We start from the raw sequence: 20,336 nt of genomic DNA on the forward strand, positions 1-20,336 counted from the left end.
AAAAAACTGACAACTATAGCAATTTAATAATAAGAAGAGGGTGTGCCAAATTGTTGGCCCACCCTCTTTTTCATAATGATTAATGAATATCACGTTTCTTGAAATTACCGCCTTTTACTTCTGCTACGTCATAAACTGTAATAAAGGCGTGTGGATCGATTTCATTAATAAGTTCTTTCATTTTACTTTCTTCTAAACGGTTAATTACACAAGAAATTTCTTTGAATTTCTCTCTTGAATAACCACCGTATACTTCGTTATATGTTGCACTTCGGCCTAAACGATCGCGAATTGTTTCTACCATTAATTCAGGCTCTTTTGTGATAATTTTAAATGCTTTTGAACCACTTAAACCAACTTCAACGATATGAATCACTTTCGAAGCGATAAAGTAAGCAATTGCCGAAAGGATAGCTCCTTGAAGGCCGAATACCGTTGATACGAAAATAAATACGAACATGTTTAAGAATAAAATAAGGTCACTCGTTCCAAATGGTAACTTACGAGAAAGCAATACAGCTAGCATATCGATTCCATCTAATGCCCCACCGTTACGTAATGCTAGTCCCATACCAAAACCGATAATAATACCACCAACAACTGTAACTAATAATGTATCGCCTTCGATAATAGCTGGTATTCCGTGCATGACAACGGTACCTATTGCTAATGAAGCGATTCCAATAATAGAATAAATTGCAAAGCTTTTACCGATTTGCTTATATCCTAACCAAACGAAAGGAATGTTAATAACTGCGATTAGAGCTCCTAATGGCAATCCAAATAATCTTGAACTAACGATACTTAAACCAGTCACACCACCGTCTGATACGTTATTTGGAATTAATACTGCTTCTAATCCGTACGCTGTGATAAATGCCCCAATAATAATCATCAAAGCTTTCGAAGCAATTTTTAGCTTATTGGGCTTGTTTTTGATAATTTTCTCCATATAATTTCCTCGTTTCAAACTAGTTTCTTGTTTGTTACATAATTCACACCTAAATTTTATTTTAACATTTAATTTGAAAAAATTCTCCTTTAATGGATGTATGCAGGGAATATTATGACCATATTATTATTTTAAATACAACTGTAGAAGATTAGAGAGTGGTCATAATTTTAATATGAAAAAGTAGAATGAATAGTATGGATATATACATTTGGGGCACTAACCTTAGGGAGGGGGTTATGTGGGATACTGTACGAAATGTGGAAATGAAACGAACGAGGGCAACAAGTTTTGCGGGCAGTGCGGGGAGAGTCTTAGCTATAAAACGGTAGGGGGAAGTTTTTCGAATAGCAGTTCTAATAGTAGTATAGAAATTTTTTCTTTAGTCGGTTTCATCACTGGATTAATATCTTGGTTTATAAACTTATGGGGGCTTATTGGTAGTGTAGCTATCGTATTTTCTATATTGGGTTTAAACAAAAAAGTGACGGGTACGAGTAAAACATTTGCTATTGTTGGAGTGATTTCTGGAATAATTAATGTGTTGTATGCTGTTACGTTATTTATTTAAATTTGATGAACAAAAAGGTATAAAAAAGTCCCCTGTGCATAAAGCATTCAGAGGAATTTTTATTTGATAGCTATTAAGAAACAATAAAACTAATTACTGTTAGGAATAAAGCGAAGCCTAAAATAGTTCCACATATTTTCATATGGCGCTTACGTCCCATAACAACAATTGCGACATATTCACGAATCATTGCGTTAGGCCAGTAATAAAATGCAGTTTTTGATCCGATTCCTTGGCTATTAAGGCCAGCTTGTCTTGCATATATACCAGCGCGGAAAAGATGGAAATTATTCGTTGTAAAAATACTTCTATACTTACCTTCTGTTTTTAAAGAATCCATAATTTCTTTAGAGAACAACATATTTTGATATGTGTTTACAGAGCGATTTTCTTGCACTGTATGTTCAAGAGGAATTCCTTTTTCAACAGCATAATTTTGCATCGCTTCCGCTTCTGGAAGGCCTTCATCTGGACCTTGACCACCAGAAAAAATAATTGTTGGTGGTGTATTCACAGCTGCTTGTTTCCAATAAAAGTCGATAGCTTTATTAATACGACTTGCAAGTAAAGGTGGTACTTTATCATTAATTAAGCCGCTACCGAGAACGATGATGAAATCTTGATTACGTCTTGGTCTGTTGAATTGATATAAAAAATATGCGCTTAAGAAGTTAGATAAATGCACAAAGAAATACATAGTTATAAGAGAGATAGCAGCAAAGATAAATTGAAAATGCTCTGAGAATAAATTTGCTGGATTTATGATAGGGAGCATTATAAAGAATAAAATCCCTAAAGCAGCAATTAAAGTTAAAGAGTTTGTGAAGCGTCTTCCTTCACGTTGCATTAAAATTTTTGCATTAAGAAAGAGTCCGAACATTAAAGCGACTATAGCAAAAGGAATCATTACAAGTAGTGCTAACATGGGGATGATAACGATAAAATGTAAATCGTTATTACCAGACTCAAATGAGGCTATAGCGCAAAATAATAGAAATGAACAGATAAAGGCATTAAATAAAAAGCCGTTTATTATTTTCCGCGGATCTTTTAAATACGAGATAAGAAAAATAATAAACAATATAAGAGGAATAATTCCAAAATACAGCATAAATATAGTACACCTCAACTTGTATAAGAATTTGACATACCTTTTATATTACATGATTATATAAGTAAAAATGAAAGAAAAAGGATTTTGAATTTTCTTAATAAAATATATGGATACATATGTTACAATATATTCAAAGCGATATATTAAAAGTAAAATGGTTGAAGAGGCACTCAGTAGAGTGCTTTTTCTTTTTGTATGTAATTGTGCATATTATATTTTTTTTCAAATGAAGAGGATTACAATATAAGTTGTAGACAGACTTTATAAAGCAGAATTTAATACAAACATTTCCCTCTACTTTTTGTATCTAACAATCGTATAACAATAAATAATTCTGTTTTATAGTGTCTGTTTTTGAAAGGTGGCTTCTTTGAAGGCACTTTTTTTTTATTAGTATAGATAGTTTTCACTGTTAGCATAGTGTAAACTATCTATACTAAACATTAGCAATCTTCCGTATAAATATTATCAATTTACTATATATTCCAGTGGTGTTAACCTACATATGAAAGGCTTTCTTTTTCAAAATATTACCCCTAATAAAATTTTGAAGAAGTCAACTGTCTCCAAACTTGTCTTTATGCTTAAGGAAAAAGCACTCAATTTGAGTGCTTTTTCTTATTAAAACATGCTATTTTTCTAGGCGATTTTCATAAAATAAAAGTAAAGAAATGAAAGTGGGTGACAAAATGCCAGCAGTTGTGGAAGGTGTTATTATTGAAAACTGCAATGGAACAATTAATGTAGGTGATAAATATAACGTACAGCCGATTGAAAAGACGAAAGCTTACAATGGATCGGGATCATCAAATACAGGAATGAAAGTACAAACGTTTAGCGGAATTAGTACAGCTGATGTATGGGATAATGATGTGAATGATCAGGGGATACAGTTTACTTTATAGCACAATATGTAAAATTGCATAAAATGATGAAGTTGCCCTATGATACAATCTAGCTGTGAGCTGTTAATGATTCTTCTGTATTATAGTTGTTAGATTAGAAATATAACATCTTATTAAAAATCATACGTATAAAAAAGACACTTCAACCGAAGTGTCTTTTTTTATTTTAGTGATACCCTTTAGCAGAGTCTTTATGAATTTTATTTTTAAAGATACTGTAGCTCCAAAGCTGATATCCAATAACGATTGGTACCATGACCATTGCAACGAAGAACATAATCTTTAAGTTTAATTGACTACCAGCTGCGTTGTATAACGTTGTACTGTATGCATCGTTAATACGAGATGGTAACATTCTTGGGAACATACCTGCAAAGCCAGTTGTCATAAACATTGCGATTGTTAGGCAAACGAATGTGAATGCAAGGCCAATTTTATGTTTGTACACCATAATAAGTGCGAGTACACTCATTAACATTGCAAGTACTGGAAGAATGAATAGTACCGGATATTCCGTAAAGTTTTGGAACAAGTTTGTCCGATTAGCAGTTGCTACATAGAAGATAGCTAAAATAATAGCTGCTGCCATTGAAAACGGTCTCGCGATTTTATAAGCACGGTCGGATACTTCACCAGTCGTTTTAATCATGACCCAAAGGGCACCGGATACGACAAATATAGCAGTGAAGAACAATCCTCCTAAAATACCGTAATGGTTTAATAAGCTAAGTAAATTTCCTTCATAACCATTTTTTCCGATTTGTAGTCCGTAATAAAGATTAGCGAACGTAACACCGAATAGGAAAGCAATTAAAAAACTCCCAATTGCAAATGCCCATTTACAAGTTTTTTGCCAAATCGGTGAATCATCTTTATGCATGAATTCCAGCCCAGCGGCACGAGCAAATAGTGCAAGTAATACTAAGAATAACGGTGTATAGAGATAACTAAACATATTTGCATATGTGACTGGGAAGGCAGCAAATGTTGCGCCACCAGCTGTAATTAACCATACTTCATTACCGCCCCAGAATGGACCAATTGCTTCTTGTAATTGATTTCGTTCTTGTCGATCTTTCGTAACGAAAGGGAAAATCATTCCGTTACCAAGTGCATACCCATCAAGAATGAAGTAAACTGTCCAAATCACGCCCCATAAACCAAACCAGATGATTGCAAGCATATCATGAGACATGAGCCACACCTCCCTCAGTAGCAGGTTCTTCTAATGCTGCAGGTCCTTTTTTCGCGAACTTCAGCATTAAGTATACGTCTGCAATTAAAAGTAAAGTGTAGAACAAAATTAAACTAATTAATGAGAACCAAATTTGTGGAACTGATATAGGCGATACAGATTCTGCTGTACGCATTAGTTTATATACTGTCCATGGTTGACGACCTACTTCAGCGACAATCCATCCTGCGTTAATCGCGATATAAGGAAGTAAGACAGACCATATTGTAATTTTTAAATAACGTTTTGAGTTTTCTAGTTTTCCTTTTCGGTTTAAATAGAAGCCGTACCAAGTTAATGCCATAAAGAACATACCAAGTGCAACCATTAAGCGGAAGCTATAATACACGAGGTTAACATTTGGACGTTCATCTTTCGGAATATCTTTTAAACCAACAATTTCGCCATCAAATGAGTTTGTATAGAAGAAGCTTCCGAGTTTTGGAATCGTAAGGAATTCAAAGTTCTTCTCATTTTTTACATCAGGAATTTGAACAATTGAGAAGCCTTGTCCTTTTCCAGTTTCCCAAACTGCTTCCATCGCAGCTCCTTTTGCTGGTTGATATTTAGCTGCTGATACACCAGATTGATGTCCCATAAACGGTGTAATTGTTGCGGCGAATAAACCTAGCATTAAACCAAACTTAAATGATTTTTTGAAGAATTCCACTTCGTTTTTACGTAATAAGTGATAGGCACTAATTGCCATAACGAAGAAAGCACCTACGATATAACAACCAATGACAGTATGGAAGAACATATTCCAAGCATATGGATTTGTAACGAGTGCCCAGAAGTCATTTAATTCAGCGCGGCCGTTACGTACTACGTAGCCAACAGGGTTTTGCATAAAGCCGTTTGCTGTAATAATCCAAAGTGCGGAAATATTTGTTCCAAGTGCAACCATCCACATACAGAAGGCACGGAACTTTGGTGAAATTTTGTCTTTACCGAATAACCATATTCCCATGAAAGTAGATTCTAAGAAGAAGGCAACAAGTGCTTCAATTGCGAGAGGTGATCCGAAAATATCTCCCATATATTTGGAGTACTCAGACCAGTTTGTTCCAAATTGGAATTCCATCGTAATCCCGGTTATAATCCCCATTACGAAGTTAATTGTAAATAATTTACCCCAGAAATTTGCCATTTTACGGTATGTTGGATTCAATGTGCGGGCGTATTGAGTTTCCATACATGCTACTAAAATGACAAGTCCGATTGTCAAAGGTACAAATAAAAAGTGATAAAAAATAGTAATTGCAAATTGAAAACGACTCAGTAACAGAACGTCGGACATAATGAATATTCACTCCTTTTTTACATTATCTACAATCAGTTTATAGTGAAAATACGTTTGAAATAGAGGTGACTTGTTACAAAGGTGTGTGTATATTTTGAAAGAATTATGTCGATTATCTGAAAATATCCTATTTTTACTATAAAGCGATATCCTTTTTGAGTTTTTCATATTTTGGTACACTATATAAGTAATGTAAATGAGAGAAAAGAGGGTTTTTTACTATGAAGTCATTAGAAGAGATTTTACAATACAATGAAAAATTTGTTGAAGAGAAAAGATACGAAGAGTATGAAACGGGAAAATTCCCGAATAAAAAAATGGTAATTATCTCTTGTATGGATACTCGTCTTGTTGAATTATTACCAAAAGCAATGAATATGCGTAACGGTGATGTGAAAATTATTAAAGTAGCAGGAGCTGTTATCTCACATCCATTCGGAAGTATTATGCGTAGTATTTTAGTTGCTGTATATGAACTTGGTGCTGATGAAGTTTGTGTAGTTGGTCACCACGATTGCGGTATGGCAAAAATTCAGGCAAGCAGTACAATTGAGAAGATGAAAGAGCGCGGTATAACAAATGAGAAATTAGATACACTCCGTTATTCTGGAATCGATTTAGAAAGATTCCTACAAGGGTTCTCTAGTGTAGAAGAAAGTGTAGAACATAGTGTATCAATACTTCGCAACCATCCATTACTTCCAGAAGAAGTACCTGTTCACGGTCTTGTTATAGATCCTGATACAGGAAAATTAGATTTAGTTGTGAATGGTTACGACAATTAAGAATTTACTTTGTCATCCTTTTTTTCTGGGACAGGATCAAATCCTCCCGGGTGGAAAGGGTGACATTTTAATATACGCTTACAAGTAAGCCAAAAACCTTTGAGTGCACCATGTTTTTGAAACGCCTCTAATCCGTAATGAGAACAAGTTGGATAAAAGCGGCATGTTGGTGGTGTCATCGGAGAAATGAACTTTTGATAAAAGCGTATAATCCCAATAAAAATCTGTTTCATAATGGTCTCCTTTTCAGCATACTCTTAAAGTATTATAGCACGACTGTACATAATACTTTACTAATGTGCATTTCCGTTATATCATATTGGATATAACGGAATTAAATTAAAAGCGGGAGAGATGTTGTATGCCATCAGTAGAAAGCTTTGAATTAGATCATACGATTGTAAAGGCACCTTATGTAAGACATTGCGGAGTTCACAATGTAGGTAGTGACGGTATTGTAAATAAATTTGATATTCGTTTCTGCCAACCGAATAAACAAGCAATGAAACCAGATGTTATTCATACGTTAGAGCATTTATTAGCATTTAATTTACGTAAATATATTGATCGTTATCCGCATTTTGATATTATCGATATTTCACCGATGGGCTGCCAAACAGGATATTATCTTGTAGTGAGCGGAACACCGACAGTTCGAGAAATCATTGATTTATTAGAACTAACATTAAAAGATGCGGTTCAAATTACAGAAATTCCGGCTGCAAATGAAACGCAATGTGGTCAAGCGAAGCTTCATGACTTAGAAGGAGCACAACGCTTAATGAACTTCTGGCTAAGCCAAGATAAAGATGAACTTGAGAAAGTGTTTGGATAAAGAAAAACTGCCTGTTAAAGGGCAGTTTTTTTATTTGTAAAAGAGAAAAGTACAGGTTTTATAGAAAAACGATGAGTTTCACTTATGAGCATTTTTAAGAAATGAAAGGCAGTAGGTGAATATATTAATGAGAGCTCCTGTTTGAAAAACAGGAGTTTTTTGTGTGAATGGAGTATTGACTTTAACGTATACGTCAAAGTTTATAGTGAAGATAAATAAGGCGTGAGGAGGAAACGATGGATAAGTATAGCATTGGTGAAATTTCAAAAGAAACGAATGTAACGACGAGAACACTTAGATATTATGAGGAAATTGGATTATTAAAACCGTCGTACGTTGCTGAGTCAGGATATCGTTACTATTCAAAAGATGATGTAATTACATTGCAACAAATAACAACGTTTAAAAAGCTTGGTTTTAAGCTTTCGGAAATAAAAAAAGTGTTAAAAGAGGAAAAGGGGAATTCAGAAGAAAGATGGAAAAGTGCAATTCAAAATGAAATTCAAACAATACAAGCGGAAGTAAAAAGATTAAAGGACTTAGAAAAACTATTATATACAGCATTTCATTCCATTGAATTAACAGGAGAGCTTAAAACAGAAGATTTAATGTTATTCATAAAATCAGTACAGGGAATTGAGCAGAGAGAAAATTTCCGACAAAAATATTTTACGGAGGAAGAACAGAAGGTTATAGAGGATTTACCAACACTTGAAGAAAACGATGAAAGAACAAAAGAATGGTTACAAGTATTAAGAGAAATTCGTCAGCGTATAAATGAACCAGTAGATTCACCGGAAATTCAAATGTTAGCGGAAAGGGTAGTGGCTTTTTCAATGCACGTATTTCATGAAGATGAACAATTAATAAATAAGTATTGGGATTTAATTAAACCTGAAGAGGGAGAGATTGCAAGAGTATACGGAATTGATTTAGAAACGATGAATTATATAGAAAAGATGATAGATTGTTATTTAAAAAAGGAGGAGGGTAAATGACTGGCGCGGGAAAAGAGAAGCTATATGGAATTAAGCATGCGCGGATGGAGAGGCAATATTTTTATAAGCATCTGGGGATTTTCATTTTTGCACAGATTCTATTTATTTTTATAGTAGGGCTTGTACCAGCTCAAGAGTTGCCAAGCGGTTCCTATTTCCTTCATATGAAAGAGTGGATTTTAAATAAACAAATTGGATTTTATAAAAATGAAACGATTAATACGATTACAAGTGTCTGGACATCAGTGCTTATTATTCATTTTATATGGGCGATGTCTTACATTCTTTTTCCGAAAAAGAAGCGTAATTCTTCGAAACAAGAAACAAGAGAAGAGATAAAAGAAGAAGTGAAAAAGAAAAAGGAGATTAGCATAAATAGGGCGTGGATGTATTTAGTATTTGGGGGCTTAATTGAAATATATTGGGCGACAGGATTAAAAACAAATTCAATGAGTATTTTGACACTCATTGCAATTTTAGTGAGCTTTCAACTACTAATTGAAGCAACTAAAAAAATTCCAATTGGTACGGCATATGCAGTATTTACTGGAATTGGTACAGTTGGAACGATATTGGTAGATATTTTATATTTCAAAGAACCATTTTCGCTCATCAAAATTTTCCTCGTTTGCTTATTGGCACTATTTATTATCGGATTGAAATTTAGTGGGAATAAGGAAGAGGTGAAATAAAGTGGCATGGATCTATTTAATTATAGCTGGGCTCTTTGAAATTGTCGGTGTAATTGGGATAAAGAAAGTAGCAAAAAATAATAGTTGGACGAATAATATTATTTTAATAGGTGGTTTTATTATTAGTTTTCAATTTTTAACGATGGCGCTTCAAGAAATTCAGTTATCGATCGCATATGCAGTTTGGACTGGAATCGGAACGCTCGGGGCAGCAGTTGTCGGTATTTTATTTTTTCAAGAACCTAAAAACGCTTTTCGGATTATTTGTATTGTTGGGATTATGGGGACGATTATTGGATTGAAAGTAGTGAGTTAAAGAAGAGCACACAAGCTCTTCTTTTTTATGGAAGTATGTCAGAAATCCCAACGAAGAAAGTGATTATCCCAACTATAAAACAAAAGATAGCTTTCGATTTTTGCTTTTGTTGTATTTCAGCAACTCCCGAAAGAATAAATGTGATGCTTAAAAGGATAAATACATAAGAGAAAAGAATAGAAATTCGTGTAAAAAGACTAAAAAAAGCAAGAATAAAAGCAATAGCAGATAGTAAGATTCGAAGGTTTGTTAGCATAGTATCCTCCAATTTATTAACTGTTTAAAAAATCCAAATTAGTGAGAGGTAATGGTCAGTAGGTGATTGGAAATTACATGTTATCTTTAGTGAAAGTAGTTCGATATTACAATGAAGAGCATAAGACTAGAAACGAAAAAATGCGAGATACCCATTGATTTTCTTCCGGATTTCAGTTCATTAATTCCTAGAAGAATAAAGAAACAACTGAGAGCAAATTGCATGTATGGGAGAAGTGTGAAGTTGTCGGTAGCAAGAGAATAAGTGCAAAGAGAGAGTGTGAGAAGCATGAAAAAATAGCGTAATCCAGTTAGCATTGTATACCTCCTTTAAAGGGACTATTTATCGAAATATTTCTGAGAAGCCAAGAAATAAAGCACCAGCTCCTGCTAACAGAGCAAGTATACTACCACCTTTTTGCTGCTTTAAGATTTCCTCTATACTAATAACGAAAGCCATCATCCCTAAAAAGATGAACATATAAGGCATAATTTCTCTATTACTAGTAAAGAAACTATAGATTGCTATACATAAAGCAATAAGTGATAAAGTAATCCGTACTCCTTTTAGCATGCATGTACCTCCTTTTATTTTATATAGCTAATGATGAGAACAATCCAAATGAAAGCACCGGAAATAATACAAATAAGCCCAGTTGCTGCCTCCTTTTTCTTTATTTGTTCAAATGCGATGAGAAACATTAAAGCCCCTAATAGAAATTGTGAAAGAGGTAGAAAATTATTTTGACCTGTATATAATCCAATTGCCGACATAACGAACACAGTGAATGCGATTGTGATGCGGAGTATACGAAGCATATTAGGAATTCTCCTTATTCTTTTTTGTATAAGGATTATCTTCTAGTTTATCGACGTAATGTTTATAAGCATAGCCTTTATTAATTGTCATGATGGAGAGTACGAGGATGATTAGGACGATGATAATACCGATAATTAATATTTTGAACATAAAACCCCTCCTTTTCTTTATTTTACATAATTTTGTAATTGATGAAAACAATAGAAAATAAAAGGATGAAAGAAGGGTGTTACATGGAAACGAAAAAAACATATTATATATCAATAGGAAATGGTCAAATTTCACAAGTGAAGACGGCGGATACGTATAATTTTGAAATTTATGCAAATGATGAGGAAATTACGGAATTAAGAGAGCACTTCGATCAAGCATATGTAGAAGATTTAGGTTCATTTGTACGCTCCCACGTTCCATTTGTTGAGTATCATCACGATTCAAATAATGACCGATATGATGAACAACTACAAAAAGCATATAAAATGATTTACGATTTAGGAAATCATGAGACGAAAGAATTAGTCGCGCAAATGGGAATAATCAATGGATTGTAATTGGATAATATTATGCAGAAAAGCGAGAATATGCTACAATTTGTGGTAGGAAAAACTTGTAACCATCAATAGGGGAGTAATGGCATGTACAAATTTAAAGATTATTACCACAACACTGTACAATTATCGTTTGAACGTTATCCATTTTCTCCTGAGCCAAAGCATGTTTGGGTTGTATGCCGGTACGGGGATCAATGGTTATTAACACATCATTTACGTCGTGGTCTTGAATTTCCAGGTGGTAAAGTAGAACTAGGGGAAACACCGGAAGAAGCGGCAGTTCGAGAGGTTCATGAAGAAACTGGCGGCATAGTTTCTGATTTAACTTACTTAGGACAATATAAAGTATCTGGAAAAGACAAAATAATCATTAAAAACATTTATTTTGCAACAATTAGTGCGGTAGAAGAACATACGCATTACGAAGAAACGAAAGGGTCTGTTTTATTAAAAGACATTCCTGACAACATTAAAACGAACAGAAAATTTAGCTTTATAATGCGCGATGACGTATTAGCGCGTACGATGAAACATATAGAAGAAATCGGCTGTTTTACGAAGTAAAGTAGCCGGTTTCTTTTTTTGTATGTAATAATAAATGTAAATATATCTTTATGTTATTTTTGGGTATATTATACAATTTTGCGAAGATATACTTACATTTTAGGAGGGGGAAGATGGATAAAAGAAAAGAAACGACTGTTACTGTTTCGATGGTTAAATTAAACTTTTCTTTATTTTTTATAATAATTGCTTTGTCGTTTGGAATAGGTTATTTGCATATATTTCTTTCAGGTGGGGTCCAAGTTGAAGTTACATTATTAACGATGTTTCTGTTTATTATTGCAATGATTGTTCTCGTCTGTATTCATGAAGCGATACATTTAATAGGATTTCGCTATATCGGAGGTATTCCGTGGAGTGAACTAAAATGGGGCGTTAATTGGAAATTAGGTGTTGCATATGCTCATTCTAAACAGGCGGTTACAGTAAAGCAAATGAAGAAAGTGTTAATGCTTCCGTTTTTACCAACTGGAATTTTGCCAATTGTATTGGGATTAGCTATGAATCTGGAGCCACTCTCATTTTTAGGAATTCTACTAACAGCAGGTTGTATCGGTGACATTGCCTTATATCAAAAAGTTTCAAAGTTTCCAGATGATGCGCTAGTAAAAGATCATCCGAGTAAACCACAGTTTACAGTATATGAATAAAGAAAGAGGAGGCGTTTTTGAGCAACGGCCTCCTCTTATTATGGTCACTTTTTGTTGGTAAATCGCTGATATAATTTATTTGCTATTATTGTATTTTTATCTCTACCTCTAAAAATGAAAGAACCTCTAATAAATCATCTACGATACGTGAATGCTTAAAATCACCCCAAAATGAATCTTTTTTCCAAACACCAAGAATCCCTACTTGTTCAAAACCAAGCACATCGTTTTCTGGATGATCTCCAACATAAAGACATTCTTCTGCCTTAACATCTAGTCTTTGCAAAGCACGTTCGAAAATTTCAGGGTGAGGTTTTTTAATTCCTTCAGTTTCTGAAACGAGAATGGTGTTTGTATACGTATGTATATGTAGTGCTCGAAGGTTGCTCATCTGAAATTCAGTAAAACCATTTGTGATAATACCAATTTTAATGTTTCGCTGTTTTAACTGTTGAAGTAGTTCATGCGTGTTTTTGAAAGAAATACAATGATGTTGGAAGTTTGTAATATAGTCGTGTAGCAGTTGCTCTTGCGTTAAAGTAGTAATGTTGTATTCGGAAAGGAGAGTAGCATACACTTTACCCTTCCACGTATAGCCATTATTATCAAGTTCAAGAAATCGAGAACAATACTCGGATTTTTCTATGCCCATCAAATGTGAGGCGAAGCGATTATATTGGTCACAAATAAATTGTTCTAAAGATTGGCGCCGATCTAATAGTGTGCCATCTAAGTCGAATAAGATTGCACGAATCATGGGAAACCTCCTTGCAGTTTTTATAATTAATTATCGCATAATCACAAAAAAATGATTATGATATTTTGTAGAATGGAATAATGGGGGATTGTATGAAGAAACTGTATGGCAAGTTAATGTGTTGTATGATAGCAAGCAGTTTAGTTGCAGGATGCGATAGTGCTATTGAGGTTACGAAAGAAAAAGAAATTTGTAAAACAGAAGAAGAGTGCACGCAAATAGGAGATAAAACATTACAAAAAGTATATAAAAAGATAGAGGGACTTTCAGAACTTGAAAAAGTAGAGGATTATGACATAGAAGAGTATGAAAGTATGAATATGAAAGAGGCGGAACAGAAAAAAGAAGAGGATGACAATTATTTCTTTTTAGCTTCTTATTATATCGATGATGATGAAATTGTAGATCCTTATTTTGAGAAATTGGATCGTAAGAGATTGAATAAAGCTTTTGCAGATGACGAAGTAGCAAAAGATGATTTGTTAAGCCAGCGGCAAGATAGAGAGTATCATGAAACTTTATGGGACATGTATCGCACTCTCATTCCAGTGAAATATCGTGAGAATATAACAGGGTTTGATCTAATAACGGATGGTTATGATGGCGTTGTTGCTCATGTCATGCCAAGTATGGATGACCCGAGAGATTGGTTGCTTAGTTTAGACGTGCTCGATTCTGGGGTGAATATAGATGAAGTGATGAAAACATTAATTCATGAAACGGCTCACGTATTAACGATTGGGCATAAACAAGTACCAGTGGATAGGAAATATTTAGAGGCGTTTGATGAAGAGAAAGACATTTCATCATATCGAAATAAATGTAAAACGGTGTTCTTGAAAAATGGATGTGCGAGAAAAACTTCGTATATTAACCAATTTTATAATGAATTTTGGAAACCAATTGAACAAGAGTGGACAGAAAAGCAAGTAGAAGAAAGTGAAGAGGCACAAATTAAATTTTATAAAGAAAAGCATGATGAGTTTGTATCGCTGTATGGAACAACAAATGTAACGGAAGATATCGCAGATACATTTACAGCGTTCATTTTACAAGATTCAAAAAAAGTGAAAGAAGGAACAGAGTTAAAATATAAGAAAATTGCTTTCTTCCATCAGTTCCCTGAGCTTGTAAAAATGAGAGCGGAAGTGCTGTCAGGATTATATGATGTTTCGAAAACGATAGAACAACAAAGTGGAGACTAATGTGAGTTATGCGTTCGATATAGTTTCGTTAAAGTAAAGCGTGAAGAATTTTTAATTCTTTACGTTTTTTCATGTTGATAAAATTGAAAATTCTGTATTTTTATCGAAAAGAAGAAGGAACTGGCGGTATAAAATAGAATTAGTATAAAAATGTCACAATTTAGACACAATTATAATGCGCGTGTTGTAGGGACTATAAGTTTACTCTCGAGGAGGTAATGAAACGTATGAAAACGATTCTTGCTGTTGCTGGTCTCATTTGGGTAATGTCTCACGGTTTTCCGATTTTTGAAGGGGAGCAAATTCGTAGTGCTTTGAATGAAAAGTTTAATGATTATCATGTGATAGATCGAAAAGATAATGTCGTTACAGTACGTGTGAAAGACTGTTTTCATACAGTTACGGTTGCGGATGGAAACATTACAAATGAAACGAAAATGTGTGATAAAAGGTAAAAGAAAGAAGCTGACTATAGCGCACTGTTTTGAGTCAGCTTCTTTTTCTTTTTCCAATTAGAATTTTTTCAAATGCCTCGACAAATACATACATAAGAGTTGCAAGAACACATGTGAGTAGTACGCTAAGTAAGACGAGTGTGAAGTTAAAGACTTGGAATCCGTAGCTAATTAAGTAGCCAAGTCCTTGTTTGGAAACGAGAAGTTCTCCGAAAATAACACCGACCCAGGATAAACCAACGTTTACTTTTAACGTTGAGATAATTGCTGGAAAGGATGCAGGGAGAACGACTTGCTTATAACATTGCCATTTATTTGCGCCAAATGTGTCCATCACTTTTATATAGTTAGAATCGACTTCTTGAAACGCACTGTAAATAACGAGAATGGTAATGATGATGGAAATGATTACTCCCATTGCGATAGAAGATGAAATGTTTGGACCGAAAATAACGATGATGATTGGACCGAGTGCAACTTTTGGCATTGCATTTAGGACGACGAGATAAGGATCAAGTACGCGGGCTAGAAGTGGCATCCACCAAAGAAACGTTGCAATAATAGCACCAAGTACTGTTCCGAGAATGAAGCCTACTCCCGTTTCCAGCAATGTCGTCCATATGTGGACCCAAAGTGAACCGTCGATCCATTTCGTTAAGAAGAGATCCCAAATACTTGAAGGAGAGCTAAAGAGTAAAGGATCAATCCATTCTCTTTTGCTAGATATTTCCCATAGTGCAAAGAAAAGAATAAGTAGTAAAAGTTGTAGAGAGCGAGCAATCCAAGCACGCCTACGTTCTTTCTTTCGAAACTGTTCATGTAGTTGTTTTATATTATCCAAGTCGTTCCAGCTCCTTCCATATATCTTGAAAGAGGGCTGGGAAATCGTAGTGATGGCGTGCTTCTAACGGTGATAAAGAACGGATACTTTCCGGGACGATAAAGGTTTTTGCGATTTTTCCAGGATTCGCTTGCAGTAAATAAATACGATCACTCATCGCGATCGCTTCTTCAATATCGTGAGTAACAAGTAGTGATGTTTTCTTATATTTATTTAGCAAGTTGAAAACGAGTTCTTCTAGTTTTAATTTCGTTTGATAATCGAGTGCGGAGAATGGTTCATCTAGTAATAAAATTTTTGGATCAGTCGCTAATGTTCGAACGAGAGCGGCACGTTGACGCATACCGCCGGATAGTTCACGAGGATATTGTCCTTCTACCCCATGTAGACCGACTTGTTTTAAAAGATTTAAAGTATGTTCTTTCATCTGTTCATCATAAATCTTTCGAATATGAAGTCCAAGCATAATATTTTCTTCAATCGTTTTCCAAGGGAATAAGTAATCTTGTTGCAACATATATCCCATAGATGAAGTTTTCGTTGTAATCGGTTCACCATCTAAAAAGACGATACCGTCAATTGGATCAAGTAGCCCAGCAATGATTGAGAGGAGTGTTGTTTTACCACAACCACTTGGACCGAGTATAGAAATAAATTCGCCTTCTTCCACTTGTAAGCTCATATCTTCGAGAATAAGTTTGGCATTCTCTTTTGCAAAAAAGCAGTGAGAAACGTTACGTATTTGTAAAAAACTCATACACTTCGCCTCTATTTCTTAATAACGCTTTCGGCAATTTTTGTATTGACGAGCGCTTCATGTGGAACTTCTTTTTGTAATTCGCCAGCGTCTTTCATAATAGTTTGGAGCTGTTTCCATTCTTCCGCATCTAGTAGTGGATTTGTCGCATAAGAATGCTGTTTTTTATACCGTTCAATTACTTGTATTGTTATGTCTTTTGAAGTGTCTTTAAATAGCGGAGAAACAGCATCAGCAATCTCTTCTGGGCTATGTGTATCAACCCATTGCTGTGCTTTATAGAGCGCACGTGTGAACTTTTCAGCAGCAGCTTTATCTTTCTTTAAGAAACTTTCTTTTGCCATGAACGTTGTATAAGGAACAGTACCAGATTCATTTCCGAATGAAGCGACGATATAACCTTTACCTTCTTTCTCAAGTATACTTGCAGTCGGTTCAAAGAGCTGCACAAACTCTCCAGTACCAGATGCAAAGGCATTTGCAATATTAGCAAACTCAATATTTTGAATTAAGTTTGTATCTTTATGAGGATCAATGCCATTTTTCTTTAAAACGTATTCCCCAACCATTTGCGGCATGCCGCCTTTACGCTGTCCTAAAAATGTAACACCTTTTACGTCATTCCAATTAAAAGAGTCTAGTTTTTTACGTGAAACTAAAAATGTCCCATCTGTTTGTGTAAGCTGTGCAAAGTTAATGATAGGGTCTTTCGCTCCTTGTTGATGAACGTAAATAGAAGTTTCAGAACCGACGAGAGCAATATCAATTCCGCCAGATAATAGGGCGGTCATCGTTTTATCGCCACCGGCTGTTGTTTGTAGGTCAATATCTAGTCCTTCATCTTTAAAAAATCCTTTTTCAATCCCGACATATAACGGGGCGTAGAAGAGAGAATGGGTAACTTCGCCGACACGAATGTTTTGAGTTTGTTCTTTCGTACCTTCTTTTTTATTACTACAAGCAGCAAAAGTAAAAACAGCTAGTAACATGATGCAAAAAATCGCGATTAATTTTTTCACTATATAACACCTCCTAGAAGTCACTCTACAAGCATGATATGTAGGTAAGTGCCTATATGTGAGTGTAGATAGCAGGAATTTTTTGGATGGTAAAGAAGTACAAATATAAGGGGTGATAAAATGGAGTACGAATACGATGATAGCGTACATTTACATCTTGATTATTTTGGGACAGAATGCGACATGGAATCGATTGCTTATAAGAGGAAGAATGAAGACGTATGGGATGTGTATTTTAATTTTGGAGTATACGGTATTCAGAAAGACGATGTAGAGTTAGGGAGGTTTATGGACGAATATGCTGGTCATTACGTTTTTTCTGTACATGCTCGCGATCTTAGCTGGGAATTTGGAAGTGCCCAGTTTGAAGAGTGGGTTTTGAAAAATCGGATAGTAGAAAAAACGCTACAAAAATAGGAGGAATTTTGTGATTGGATTTCTCATCTTATTATTTATTTTTGTGGCCGGATTTTTTATCATGCAAATGCTTATTTACCGATTTGCCAAGAAAAACATTCATAAATATATGAAAATAAAATGGTTTCATATGTGGCTACATATGAATATGAAAAAAGGTCCGAGATTAGATTTTTTTGATTTTGTAGTTATAGTACTCGTATGTATCGTATGGAAAATATGGCTGCTTCCTTTTATATAATACACATGCTAATCATTTTCTCTTTTATCATAAAATAACGAAAAGAACCTGTCTTGTGGCAGGTTCTTTTCGTTATAGTAATAGTTGTTAAAAACTTGTATTTATACGTAAAGTAGCACTTGTAAAAATGATTTTGGAATATGAATTTTTTCATGTATTCATATCATAAATCTTGTCTTTCTAAGTATAAGTTTTATTTTAATATAATAAAATGAATATATAAGACGAATTTTGACAAAAGAATATATATACTTTTGTTATGCTATGAAAGTTATTAATTTGTAATATATATAGGATGATTTTTTCATGTAAAAAAAAGTATTATTTTCTGTACTTATGGGCTTATATGTAATTGCTTTAAGTGCTTGTAAAAGGTGAGGAAGAAAAAGTAAAAGCAACAACAGATGAGCAAAAAATAGAAGAAGATAAAAAAGTGGCAGAGGAAGAAAAACGTAAGCAAGAAGAACAGCAAAAAGCAGAGGAAGAAAAGCGTAAGCAAGAAGAGCGACGAAAACAAGAGCAACAGAAAGCTCAGCAACAACCTGTACAACAAGAGAGAACACAAAAGCAAGAAAATACAAAACAAACAACGGGCGGGAAACCAACACGATCACAAATTTCAGTTGGTTCACATGTAGTTATCCAATTAGATAATGATTATAGTAAAACAGTGAGTGGTGTTGTGAAAGATATTTTGATAAATACAGAAACACATACATATGGAATTAAAGTGCGATTACAGAATGGACAAATGGGCCGTGTGCAAAGTGTTGGGTAATAAGAAAGAGGTCGGCCACAGATGGCCGACCTCTTTCTTATTATGCTTGGTTAGTGCGGAAGAATGGAAGCTTCTGCGCAATGTGAATTAATCCGTATGCAAGAATTAAGCACATAAGAGGATTAATGAAAAATCCGTAGCGGTTAATTGCTAAGAATAAGTTTGAGAAGATAATGTAAATAATAGAACTTGCTACTAGCATCATAACGCGTTTATGTTTAAATGAATTTAGCATGAGGCAGAAGCTGCTCAAGAATGTACCAATGATAAACACTCTATGACATAGTTGCATAAAATTATGAATACGGTATTGGTCTACAGCAGGAGCTGTTTTGAATAACTCAATTGTTTTACCGACAGTGAACCAAGAGAACCAATAAGTGAAGTCCGTCTTAAATCCATTCTTGATTAATTCCTTTGCGTATGCACCTTTGTCATCTAAGCCTTTAGCTCTCATTTCATTTACTATATTTTCATAGCCAATTTTATTGAATGGATCTGCACCGGCAATCAGTGGATCTGCACCTTGGGTTGAGAATAAAATAAATTGGTTGAGCGCTAAATAGTTACGAACAACCCATGCGCCAATAATCAAGAACGGTCCGATAAACCATAACAATCCGATTCGAATGGAGTCTTTAAATCCATATGTAAATAACACAACAAGAACAGGAATGAGCATCATTGGAGCTGGATTTGGACGGAACATAAGTAAAATTGAAACGACAATTCCAAACCATATATGGAATTTCGTTTTATTGTATTTCCATGCGAGAACAAATACATATACACATAATGCCAATAAGAATATGGATGGAACTTCTGTTAGCAATGTACGGAAGTATGTATAGTTACTTGGATAAATAGCATATAAAATACTTGCAACAATTCCATAAATGTTTTTTTCGAACAATTCTTTTCCTATTAAGAATACCAATAGCACTGTGCAAAGGTTCATGATCATGTTAATAACAGTTGCTACGTAATAGTAAGGAATTGATGTAATATCAGAAATAATCATAGCGCCAGCTAATAGTAATGGCTGACCTGGTGTGATATATGCATTTTTCCCTGGAACTTCACTAGGTTCTAAATACACATAACCAAATACACCATGTTTTAATAGTTGTTCAGCTGTTAACGAATAGTTAAAGGCATCATTTGCACCATATGTTACTTTGACTAACTCTCCATCTAATCCTGGCTGTTTTACTAAACAAAAAACGTGCAACAGGAAAGAAAGCGCCAAAATTGCATATACCGCTTTAGGCAAACTCTTAAACTTAGTAAGCAAAAATGAGCAACTCCTTTTTTATTAATT

Annotated in this window: 28 protein-coding genes and 1 pseudogene; 15 read left to right on the top strand and 14 right to left on the bottom strand. The window is 34.5% G+C overall.

Features of this window, described 5'->3' with window-relative positions; genetic code table 11:
• Nucleotides 1-79: 79 nt before the first annotated feature.
• Nucleotides 80-952: a YitT family protein gene (locus ACLBXA_RS00485; RefSeq protein WP_000411240.1), complete on the bottom strand. Its 873-nt coding sequence runs from the start codon at nucleotides 950-952 to the stop codon at nucleotides 80-82.
• Between the two features lie 241 nt (nucleotides 953-1,193).
• On the opposite strand from ACLBXA_RS00485, the gene ACLBXA_RS00490 reads away from it, so the two are divergent.
• On the top strand, nucleotides 1,194-1,523 hold the full coding sequence (locus ACLBXA_RS00490) for a zinc ribbon domain-containing protein (protein WP_016077177.1): 330 nt from the start codon (nucleotides 1,194-1,196) through the stop codon (nucleotides 1,521-1,523).
• Nucleotides 1,524-1,596: 73 nt separating this feature from the next.
• On the opposite strand, the gene ACLBXA_RS00495 is transcribed toward ACLBXA_RS00490, so the two are convergent.
• The gene (locus tag ACLBXA_RS00495) at nucleotides 1,597-2,631 is read right to left on the bottom strand and encodes a YdcF family protein (protein WP_057187512.1); all 1,035 of its coding nucleotides are present in this window, start codon (nucleotides 2,629-2,631) and stop codon (nucleotides 1,597-1,599) included.
• Between the two features lie 677 nt (nucleotides 2,632-3,308).
• On the opposite strand from ACLBXA_RS00495, the gene ACLBXA_RS00500 reads away from it, so the two are divergent.
• Nucleotides 3,309-3,542, top strand: a complete 234-nt coding sequence (locus ACLBXA_RS00500) for a spore germination protein (protein ID WP_002005871.1) — start codon at nucleotides 3,309-3,311, stop codon at nucleotides 3,540-3,542.
• Nucleotides 3,543-3,708: 166 nt separating this feature from the next.
• On the opposite strand, the gene cydB is transcribed toward ACLBXA_RS00500, so the two are convergent.
• Together cydB and cydA are read right to left on the bottom strand one after the other, a co-directional pair.
• Complete coding sequence (gene cydB, locus ACLBXA_RS00505) at nucleotides 3,709-4,737, bottom strand: cytochrome d ubiquinol oxidase subunit II (protein WP_000017662.1); 1,029 nt, start codon at nucleotides 4,735-4,737, stop codon at nucleotides 3,709-3,711.
• Nucleotides 4,727-6,076, bottom strand: a complete 1,350-nt coding sequence (cydA, locus tag ACLBXA_RS00510; protein WP_001286166.1) for a cytochrome ubiquinol oxidase subunit I — start codon at nucleotides 6,074-6,076, stop codon at nucleotides 4,727-4,729. Before cydA ends, cydB begins: the two co-directional genes overlap by 11 nt.
• A 224-nt stretch (nucleotides 6,077-6,300) precedes the next feature.
• Here cydA and ACLBXA_RS00515 point away from each other — a divergent pair, with 224 nt between their 5' ends.
• Nucleotides 6,301-6,864 carry a beta-class carbonic anhydrase gene (locus tag ACLBXA_RS00515; RefSeq protein WP_000838173.1) on the top strand — a complete coding sequence of 188 codons (564 nt, stop codon included), beginning with the start codon at nucleotides 6,301-6,303 and terminating at the stop codon, nucleotides 6,862-6,864.
• Here ACLBXA_RS00515 and yidD read toward each other — a convergent pair.
• On the bottom strand, nucleotides 6,861-7,097 hold the full coding sequence (gene yidD / locus ACLBXA_RS00520; RefSeq protein ID WP_086390923.1) for a membrane protein insertion efficiency factor YidD: 237 nt from the start codon (nucleotides 7,095-7,097) through the stop codon (nucleotides 6,861-6,863). The two genes, ACLBXA_RS00515 and yidD, sit on opposite strands and share 4 nt — an antisense overlap.
• 128 nt (nucleotides 7,098-7,225) lie before the next feature.
• Between yidD and luxS the strand changes: the two genes are divergently transcribed.
• The 4 genes from luxS to ACLBXA_RS00540 all read left to right on the top strand — a co-directional run bounded on the left by luxS (nucleotide 7,226) and on the right by ACLBXA_RS00540 (nucleotide 9,705).
• A complete protein-coding gene (gene luxS, locus ACLBXA_RS00525) occupies nucleotides 7,226-7,699 on the top strand; it encodes an S-ribosylhomocysteine lyase LuxS (RefSeq protein WP_001141371.1) in 474 nt (157 codons plus the stop codon).
• A 236-nt stretch (nucleotides 7,700-7,935) separates the two neighbouring features.
• Nucleotides 7,936-8,697, top strand: a complete 762-nt coding sequence (locus tag ACLBXA_RS00530; protein WP_086403257.1) for a MerR family transcriptional regulator — start codon at nucleotides 7,936-7,938, stop codon at nucleotides 8,695-8,697.
• Entirely contained in the window at nucleotides 8,694-9,389 is a 696-nt protein-coding gene (locus tag ACLBXA_RS00535; RefSeq protein ID WP_000145220.1) for a DMT family transporter, read from the top strand. Before ACLBXA_RS00530 ends, ACLBXA_RS00535 begins: the two co-directional genes overlap by 4 nt.
• A 1-nt stretch (nucleotide 9,390) precedes the next feature.
• Nucleotides 9,391-9,705, top strand: a complete 315-nt coding sequence (locus ACLBXA_RS00540; RefSeq protein ID WP_000312334.1) for a DMT family transporter — start codon at nucleotides 9,391-9,393, stop codon at nucleotides 9,703-9,705.
• Nucleotides 9,706-9,730: 25 nt separating this feature from the next.
• On the opposite strand, the gene ACLBXA_RS00545 is transcribed toward ACLBXA_RS00540, so the two are convergent.
• From ACLBXA_RS00545 to ytzI, 4 genes are all read right to left on the bottom strand, one after another.
• On the bottom strand, nucleotides 9,731-9,961 hold the full coding sequence (locus tag ACLBXA_RS00545; protein ID WP_000957185.1) for a DUF3953 domain-containing protein: 231 nt from the start codon (nucleotides 9,959-9,961) through the stop codon (nucleotides 9,731-9,733).
• Between the two features lie 342 nt (nucleotides 9,962-10,303).
• The gene (locus tag ACLBXA_RS00550; RefSeq protein ID WP_000912056.1) at nucleotides 10,304-10,534 is read right to left on the bottom strand and encodes a DUF3953 domain-containing protein; all 231 of its coding nucleotides are present in this window, start codon (nucleotides 10,532-10,534) and stop codon (nucleotides 10,304-10,306) included.
• A gap of 14 nt (nucleotides 10,535-10,548) precedes the next feature.
• On the bottom strand, nucleotides 10,549-10,779 hold the full coding sequence (locus tag ACLBXA_RS00555; RefSeq protein ID WP_144514172.1) for a DUF3953 domain-containing protein: 231 nt from the start codon (nucleotides 10,777-10,779) through the stop codon (nucleotides 10,549-10,551).
• 1 nt (nucleotide 10,780) lies between these two features.
• Nucleotides 10,781-10,930: a YtzI protein gene (gene ytzI / locus ACLBXA_RS00560; RefSeq protein ID WP_000472793.1), complete on the bottom strand. Its 150-nt coding sequence runs from the start codon at nucleotides 10,928-10,930 to the stop codon at nucleotides 10,781-10,783.
• 83 nt (nucleotides 10,931-11,013) lie between these two features.
• On the opposite strand from ytzI, the gene ACLBXA_RS00565 reads away from it, so the two are divergent.
• From ACLBXA_RS00565 to ACLBXA_RS00575, 3 genes are all read left to right on the top strand, one after another.
• Nucleotides 11,014-11,331 carry a hypothetical protein gene (locus tag ACLBXA_RS00565; RefSeq protein WP_000448411.1) on the top strand — a complete coding sequence of 106 codons (318 nt, stop codon included), beginning with the start codon at nucleotides 11,014-11,016 and terminating at the stop codon, nucleotides 11,329-11,331.
• A gap of 84 nt (nucleotides 11,332-11,415) precedes the next feature.
• Entirely contained in the window at nucleotides 11,416-11,895 is a 480-nt protein-coding gene (gene mutTA / locus ACLBXA_RS00570) for an antimutator 8-oxo-(dGTP/GTP)ase (protein ID WP_000276385.1), read from the top strand.
• A 113-nt stretch (nucleotides 11,896-12,008) separates the two neighbouring features.
• A complete protein-coding gene (locus ACLBXA_RS00575; RefSeq protein WP_000361285.1) occupies nucleotides 12,009-12,545 on the top strand; it encodes a DUF3267 domain-containing protein in 537 nt (178 codons plus the stop codon).
• Nucleotides 12,546-12,630: 85 nt separating this feature from the next.
• On the opposite strand, the gene ACLBXA_RS00580 is transcribed toward ACLBXA_RS00575, so the two are convergent.
• Nucleotides 12,631-13,302 (bottom strand): HAD family hydrolase, encoded by a 672-nt coding sequence (locus ACLBXA_RS00580; RefSeq protein ID WP_086403255.1) that lies wholly within the window; start codon nucleotides 13,300-13,302, stop codon nucleotides 12,631-12,633.
• A 92-nt stretch (nucleotides 13,303-13,394) separates the two neighbouring features.
• On the opposite strand from ACLBXA_RS00580, the gene ACLBXA_RS00585 reads away from it, so the two are divergent.
• Both ACLBXA_RS00585 and ACLBXA_RS00590 read left to right on the top strand, forming a co-directional pair.
• A complete protein-coding gene (locus ACLBXA_RS00585; RefSeq protein WP_000737816.1) occupies nucleotides 13,395-14,507 on the top strand; it encodes a hypothetical protein in 1,113 nt (370 codons plus the stop codon).
• Nucleotides 14,508-14,734: 227 nt separating this feature from the next.
• The gene (locus tag ACLBXA_RS00590; RefSeq protein WP_000849112.1) at nucleotides 14,735-14,962 is read left to right on the top strand and encodes a hypothetical protein; all 228 of its coding nucleotides are present in this window, start codon (nucleotides 14,735-14,737) and stop codon (nucleotides 14,960-14,962) included.
• Between the two features lie 34 nt (nucleotides 14,963-14,996).
• Here the strand turns inward: ACLBXA_RS00590 and ACLBXA_RS00595 are convergent, their stop codons facing one another.
• The 3 genes from ACLBXA_RS00595 to ACLBXA_RS00605 are packed head-to-tail and all read right to left on the bottom strand — an operon-like array spanning nucleotide 14,997 to nucleotide 17,579.
• A complete protein-coding gene (locus tag ACLBXA_RS00595; RefSeq protein ID WP_000368777.1) occupies nucleotides 14,997-15,803 on the bottom strand; it encodes an ABC transporter permease in 807 nt (268 codons plus the stop codon).
• Nucleotides 15,796-16,560, bottom strand: coding sequence for an ABC transporter ATP-binding protein (locus tag ACLBXA_RS00600; RefSeq protein WP_000009025.1), 765 nt, complete (start codon nucleotides 16,558-16,560; stop codon nucleotides 15,796-15,798). Before ACLBXA_RS00600 ends, ACLBXA_RS00595 begins: the two co-directional genes overlap by 8 nt.
• An 11-nt stretch (nucleotides 16,561-16,571) precedes the next feature.
• Entirely contained in the window at nucleotides 16,572-17,579 is a 1,008-nt protein-coding gene (locus tag ACLBXA_RS00605) for an ABC transporter substrate-binding protein (protein WP_000733138.1), read from the bottom strand.
• A 120-nt stretch (nucleotides 17,580-17,699) separates the two neighbouring features.
• Between ACLBXA_RS00605 and ACLBXA_RS00610 the strand changes: the two genes are divergently transcribed.
• From ACLBXA_RS00610 to ACLBXA_RS00620, 3 genes and pseudogenes are all read left to right on the top strand, one after another.
• Nucleotides 17,700-17,996, top strand: coding sequence for a DUF3986 family protein (locus ACLBXA_RS00610; RefSeq protein ID WP_000455579.1), 297 nt, complete (start codon nucleotides 17,700-17,702; stop codon nucleotides 17,994-17,996).
• Between the two features lie 10 nt (nucleotides 17,997-18,006).
• Nucleotides 18,007-18,237, top strand: a complete 231-nt coding sequence (locus tag ACLBXA_RS00615) for a hypothetical protein (protein WP_000578979.1) — start codon at nucleotides 18,007-18,009, stop codon at nucleotides 18,235-18,237.
• 336 nt (nucleotides 18,238-18,573) lie between these two features.
• Nucleotides 18,574-19,015: pseudogene (locus ACLBXA_RS00620) on the top strand (DUF2196 domain-containing protein).
• Nucleotides 19,016-19,055: 40 nt separating this feature from the next.
• On the opposite strand, the gene ACLBXA_RS00625 reads toward ACLBXA_RS00620, so the two are convergent.
• Nucleotides 19,056-20,309, bottom strand: coding sequence for a glycosyltransferase family 39 protein (locus tag ACLBXA_RS00625; protein ID WP_000956215.1), 1,254 nt, complete (start codon nucleotides 20,307-20,309; stop codon nucleotides 19,056-19,058).
• Nucleotides 20,310-20,336 lie beyond the last annotated feature (27 nt).

This window comes from Bacillus sp. D48C (assembly GCF_053345735.1).

What these genes read in the sequence shown, in the direction of transcription:
- yidD (WP_086390923.1), bottom strand. Translation starts at nt 7,097, where the DNA reads ATGAAACAGATTTTTATTGGGATTATACGCTTTTATCAAAAGTTCATT.
- ACLBXA_RS00600 (WP_000009025.1), bottom strand. Translation starts at nt 16,560, where the DNA reads ATGAGTTTTTTACAAATACGTAACGTTTCTCACTGCTTTTTTGCAAAA.
- ACLBXA_RS00575 (WP_000361285.1), top strand. Translation starts at nt 12,009, where the DNA reads ATGGATAAAAGAAAAGAAACGACTGTTACTGTTTCGATGGTTAAATTA.
- ACLBXA_RS00585 (WP_000737816.1), top strand. Translation starts at nt 13,395, where the DNA reads ATGAAGAAACTGTATGGCAAGTTAATGTGTTGTATGATAGCAAGCAGT.
- ACLBXA_RS00550 (WP_000912056.1), bottom strand. Translation starts at nt 10,534, where the DNA reads ATGCTAAAAGGAGTACGGATTACTTTATCACTTATTGCTTTATGTATA.
- mutTA (WP_000276385.1), top strand. Translation starts at nt 11,416, where the DNA reads ATGTACAAATTTAAAGATTATTACCACAACACTGTACAATTATCGTTT.
- ACLBXA_RS00530 (WP_086403257.1), top strand. Translation starts at nt 7,936, where the DNA reads ATGGATAAGTATAGCATTGGTGAAATTTCAAAAGAAACGAATGTAACG.
- ACLBXA_RS00610 (WP_000455579.1), top strand. Translation starts at nt 17,700, where the DNA reads ATGGAGTACGAATACGATGATAGCGTACATTTACATCTTGATTATTTT.
- ACLBXA_RS00500 (WP_002005871.1), top strand. Translation starts at nt 3,309, where the DNA reads ATGAAAGTGGGTGACAAAATGCCAGCAGTTGTGGAAGGTGTTATTATT.
- luxS (WP_001141371.1), top strand. Translation starts at nt 7,226, where the DNA reads ATGCCATCAGTAGAAAGCTTTGAATTAGATCATACGATTGTAAAGGCA.
- ACLBXA_RS00555 (WP_144514172.1), bottom strand. Translation starts at nt 10,779, where the DNA reads ATGCTTCGTATACTCCGCATCACAATCGCATTCACTGTGTTCGTTATG.
- ACLBXA_RS00535 (WP_000145220.1), top strand. Translation starts at nt 8,694, where the DNA reads ATGACTGGCGCGGGAAAAGAGAAGCTATATGGAATTAAGCATGCGCGG.
- cydB (WP_000017662.1), bottom strand. Translation starts at nt 4,737, where the DNA reads ATGTCTCATGATATGCTTGCAATCATCTGGTTTGGTTTATGGGGCGTG.
- ACLBXA_RS00545 (WP_000957185.1), bottom strand. Translation starts at nt 9,961, where the DNA reads ATGCTAACAAACCTTCGAATCTTACTATCTGCTATTGCTTTTATTCTT.
- ACLBXA_RS00590 (WP_000849112.1), top strand. Translation starts at nt 14,735, where the DNA reads ATGAAAACGATTCTTGCTGTTGCTGGTCTCATTTGGGTAATGTCTCAC.
- ytzI (WP_000472793.1), bottom strand. Translation starts at nt 10,930, where the DNA reads ATGTTCAAAATATTAATTATCGGTATTATCATCGTCCTAATCATCCTC.
- cydA (WP_001286166.1), bottom strand. Translation starts at nt 6,076, where the DNA reads ATGTCCGACGTTCTGTTACTGAGTCGTTTTCAATTTGCAATTACTATT.
- ACLBXA_RS00580 (WP_086403255.1), bottom strand. Translation starts at nt 13,302, where the DNA reads ATGATTCGTGCAATCTTATTCGACTTAGATGGCACACTATTAGATCGG.
- ACLBXA_RS00515 (WP_000838173.1), top strand. Translation starts at nt 6,301, where the DNA reads ATGAAGTCATTAGAAGAGATTTTACAATACAATGAAAAATTTGTTGAA.
- ACLBXA_RS00565 (WP_000448411.1), top strand. Translation starts at nt 11,014, where the DNA reads ATGGAAACGAAAAAAACATATTATATATCAATAGGAAATGGTCAAATT.
- ACLBXA_RS00485 (WP_000411240.1), bottom strand. Translation starts at nt 952, where the DNA reads ATGGAGAAAATTATCAAAAACAAGCCCAATAAGCTAAAAATTGCTTCG.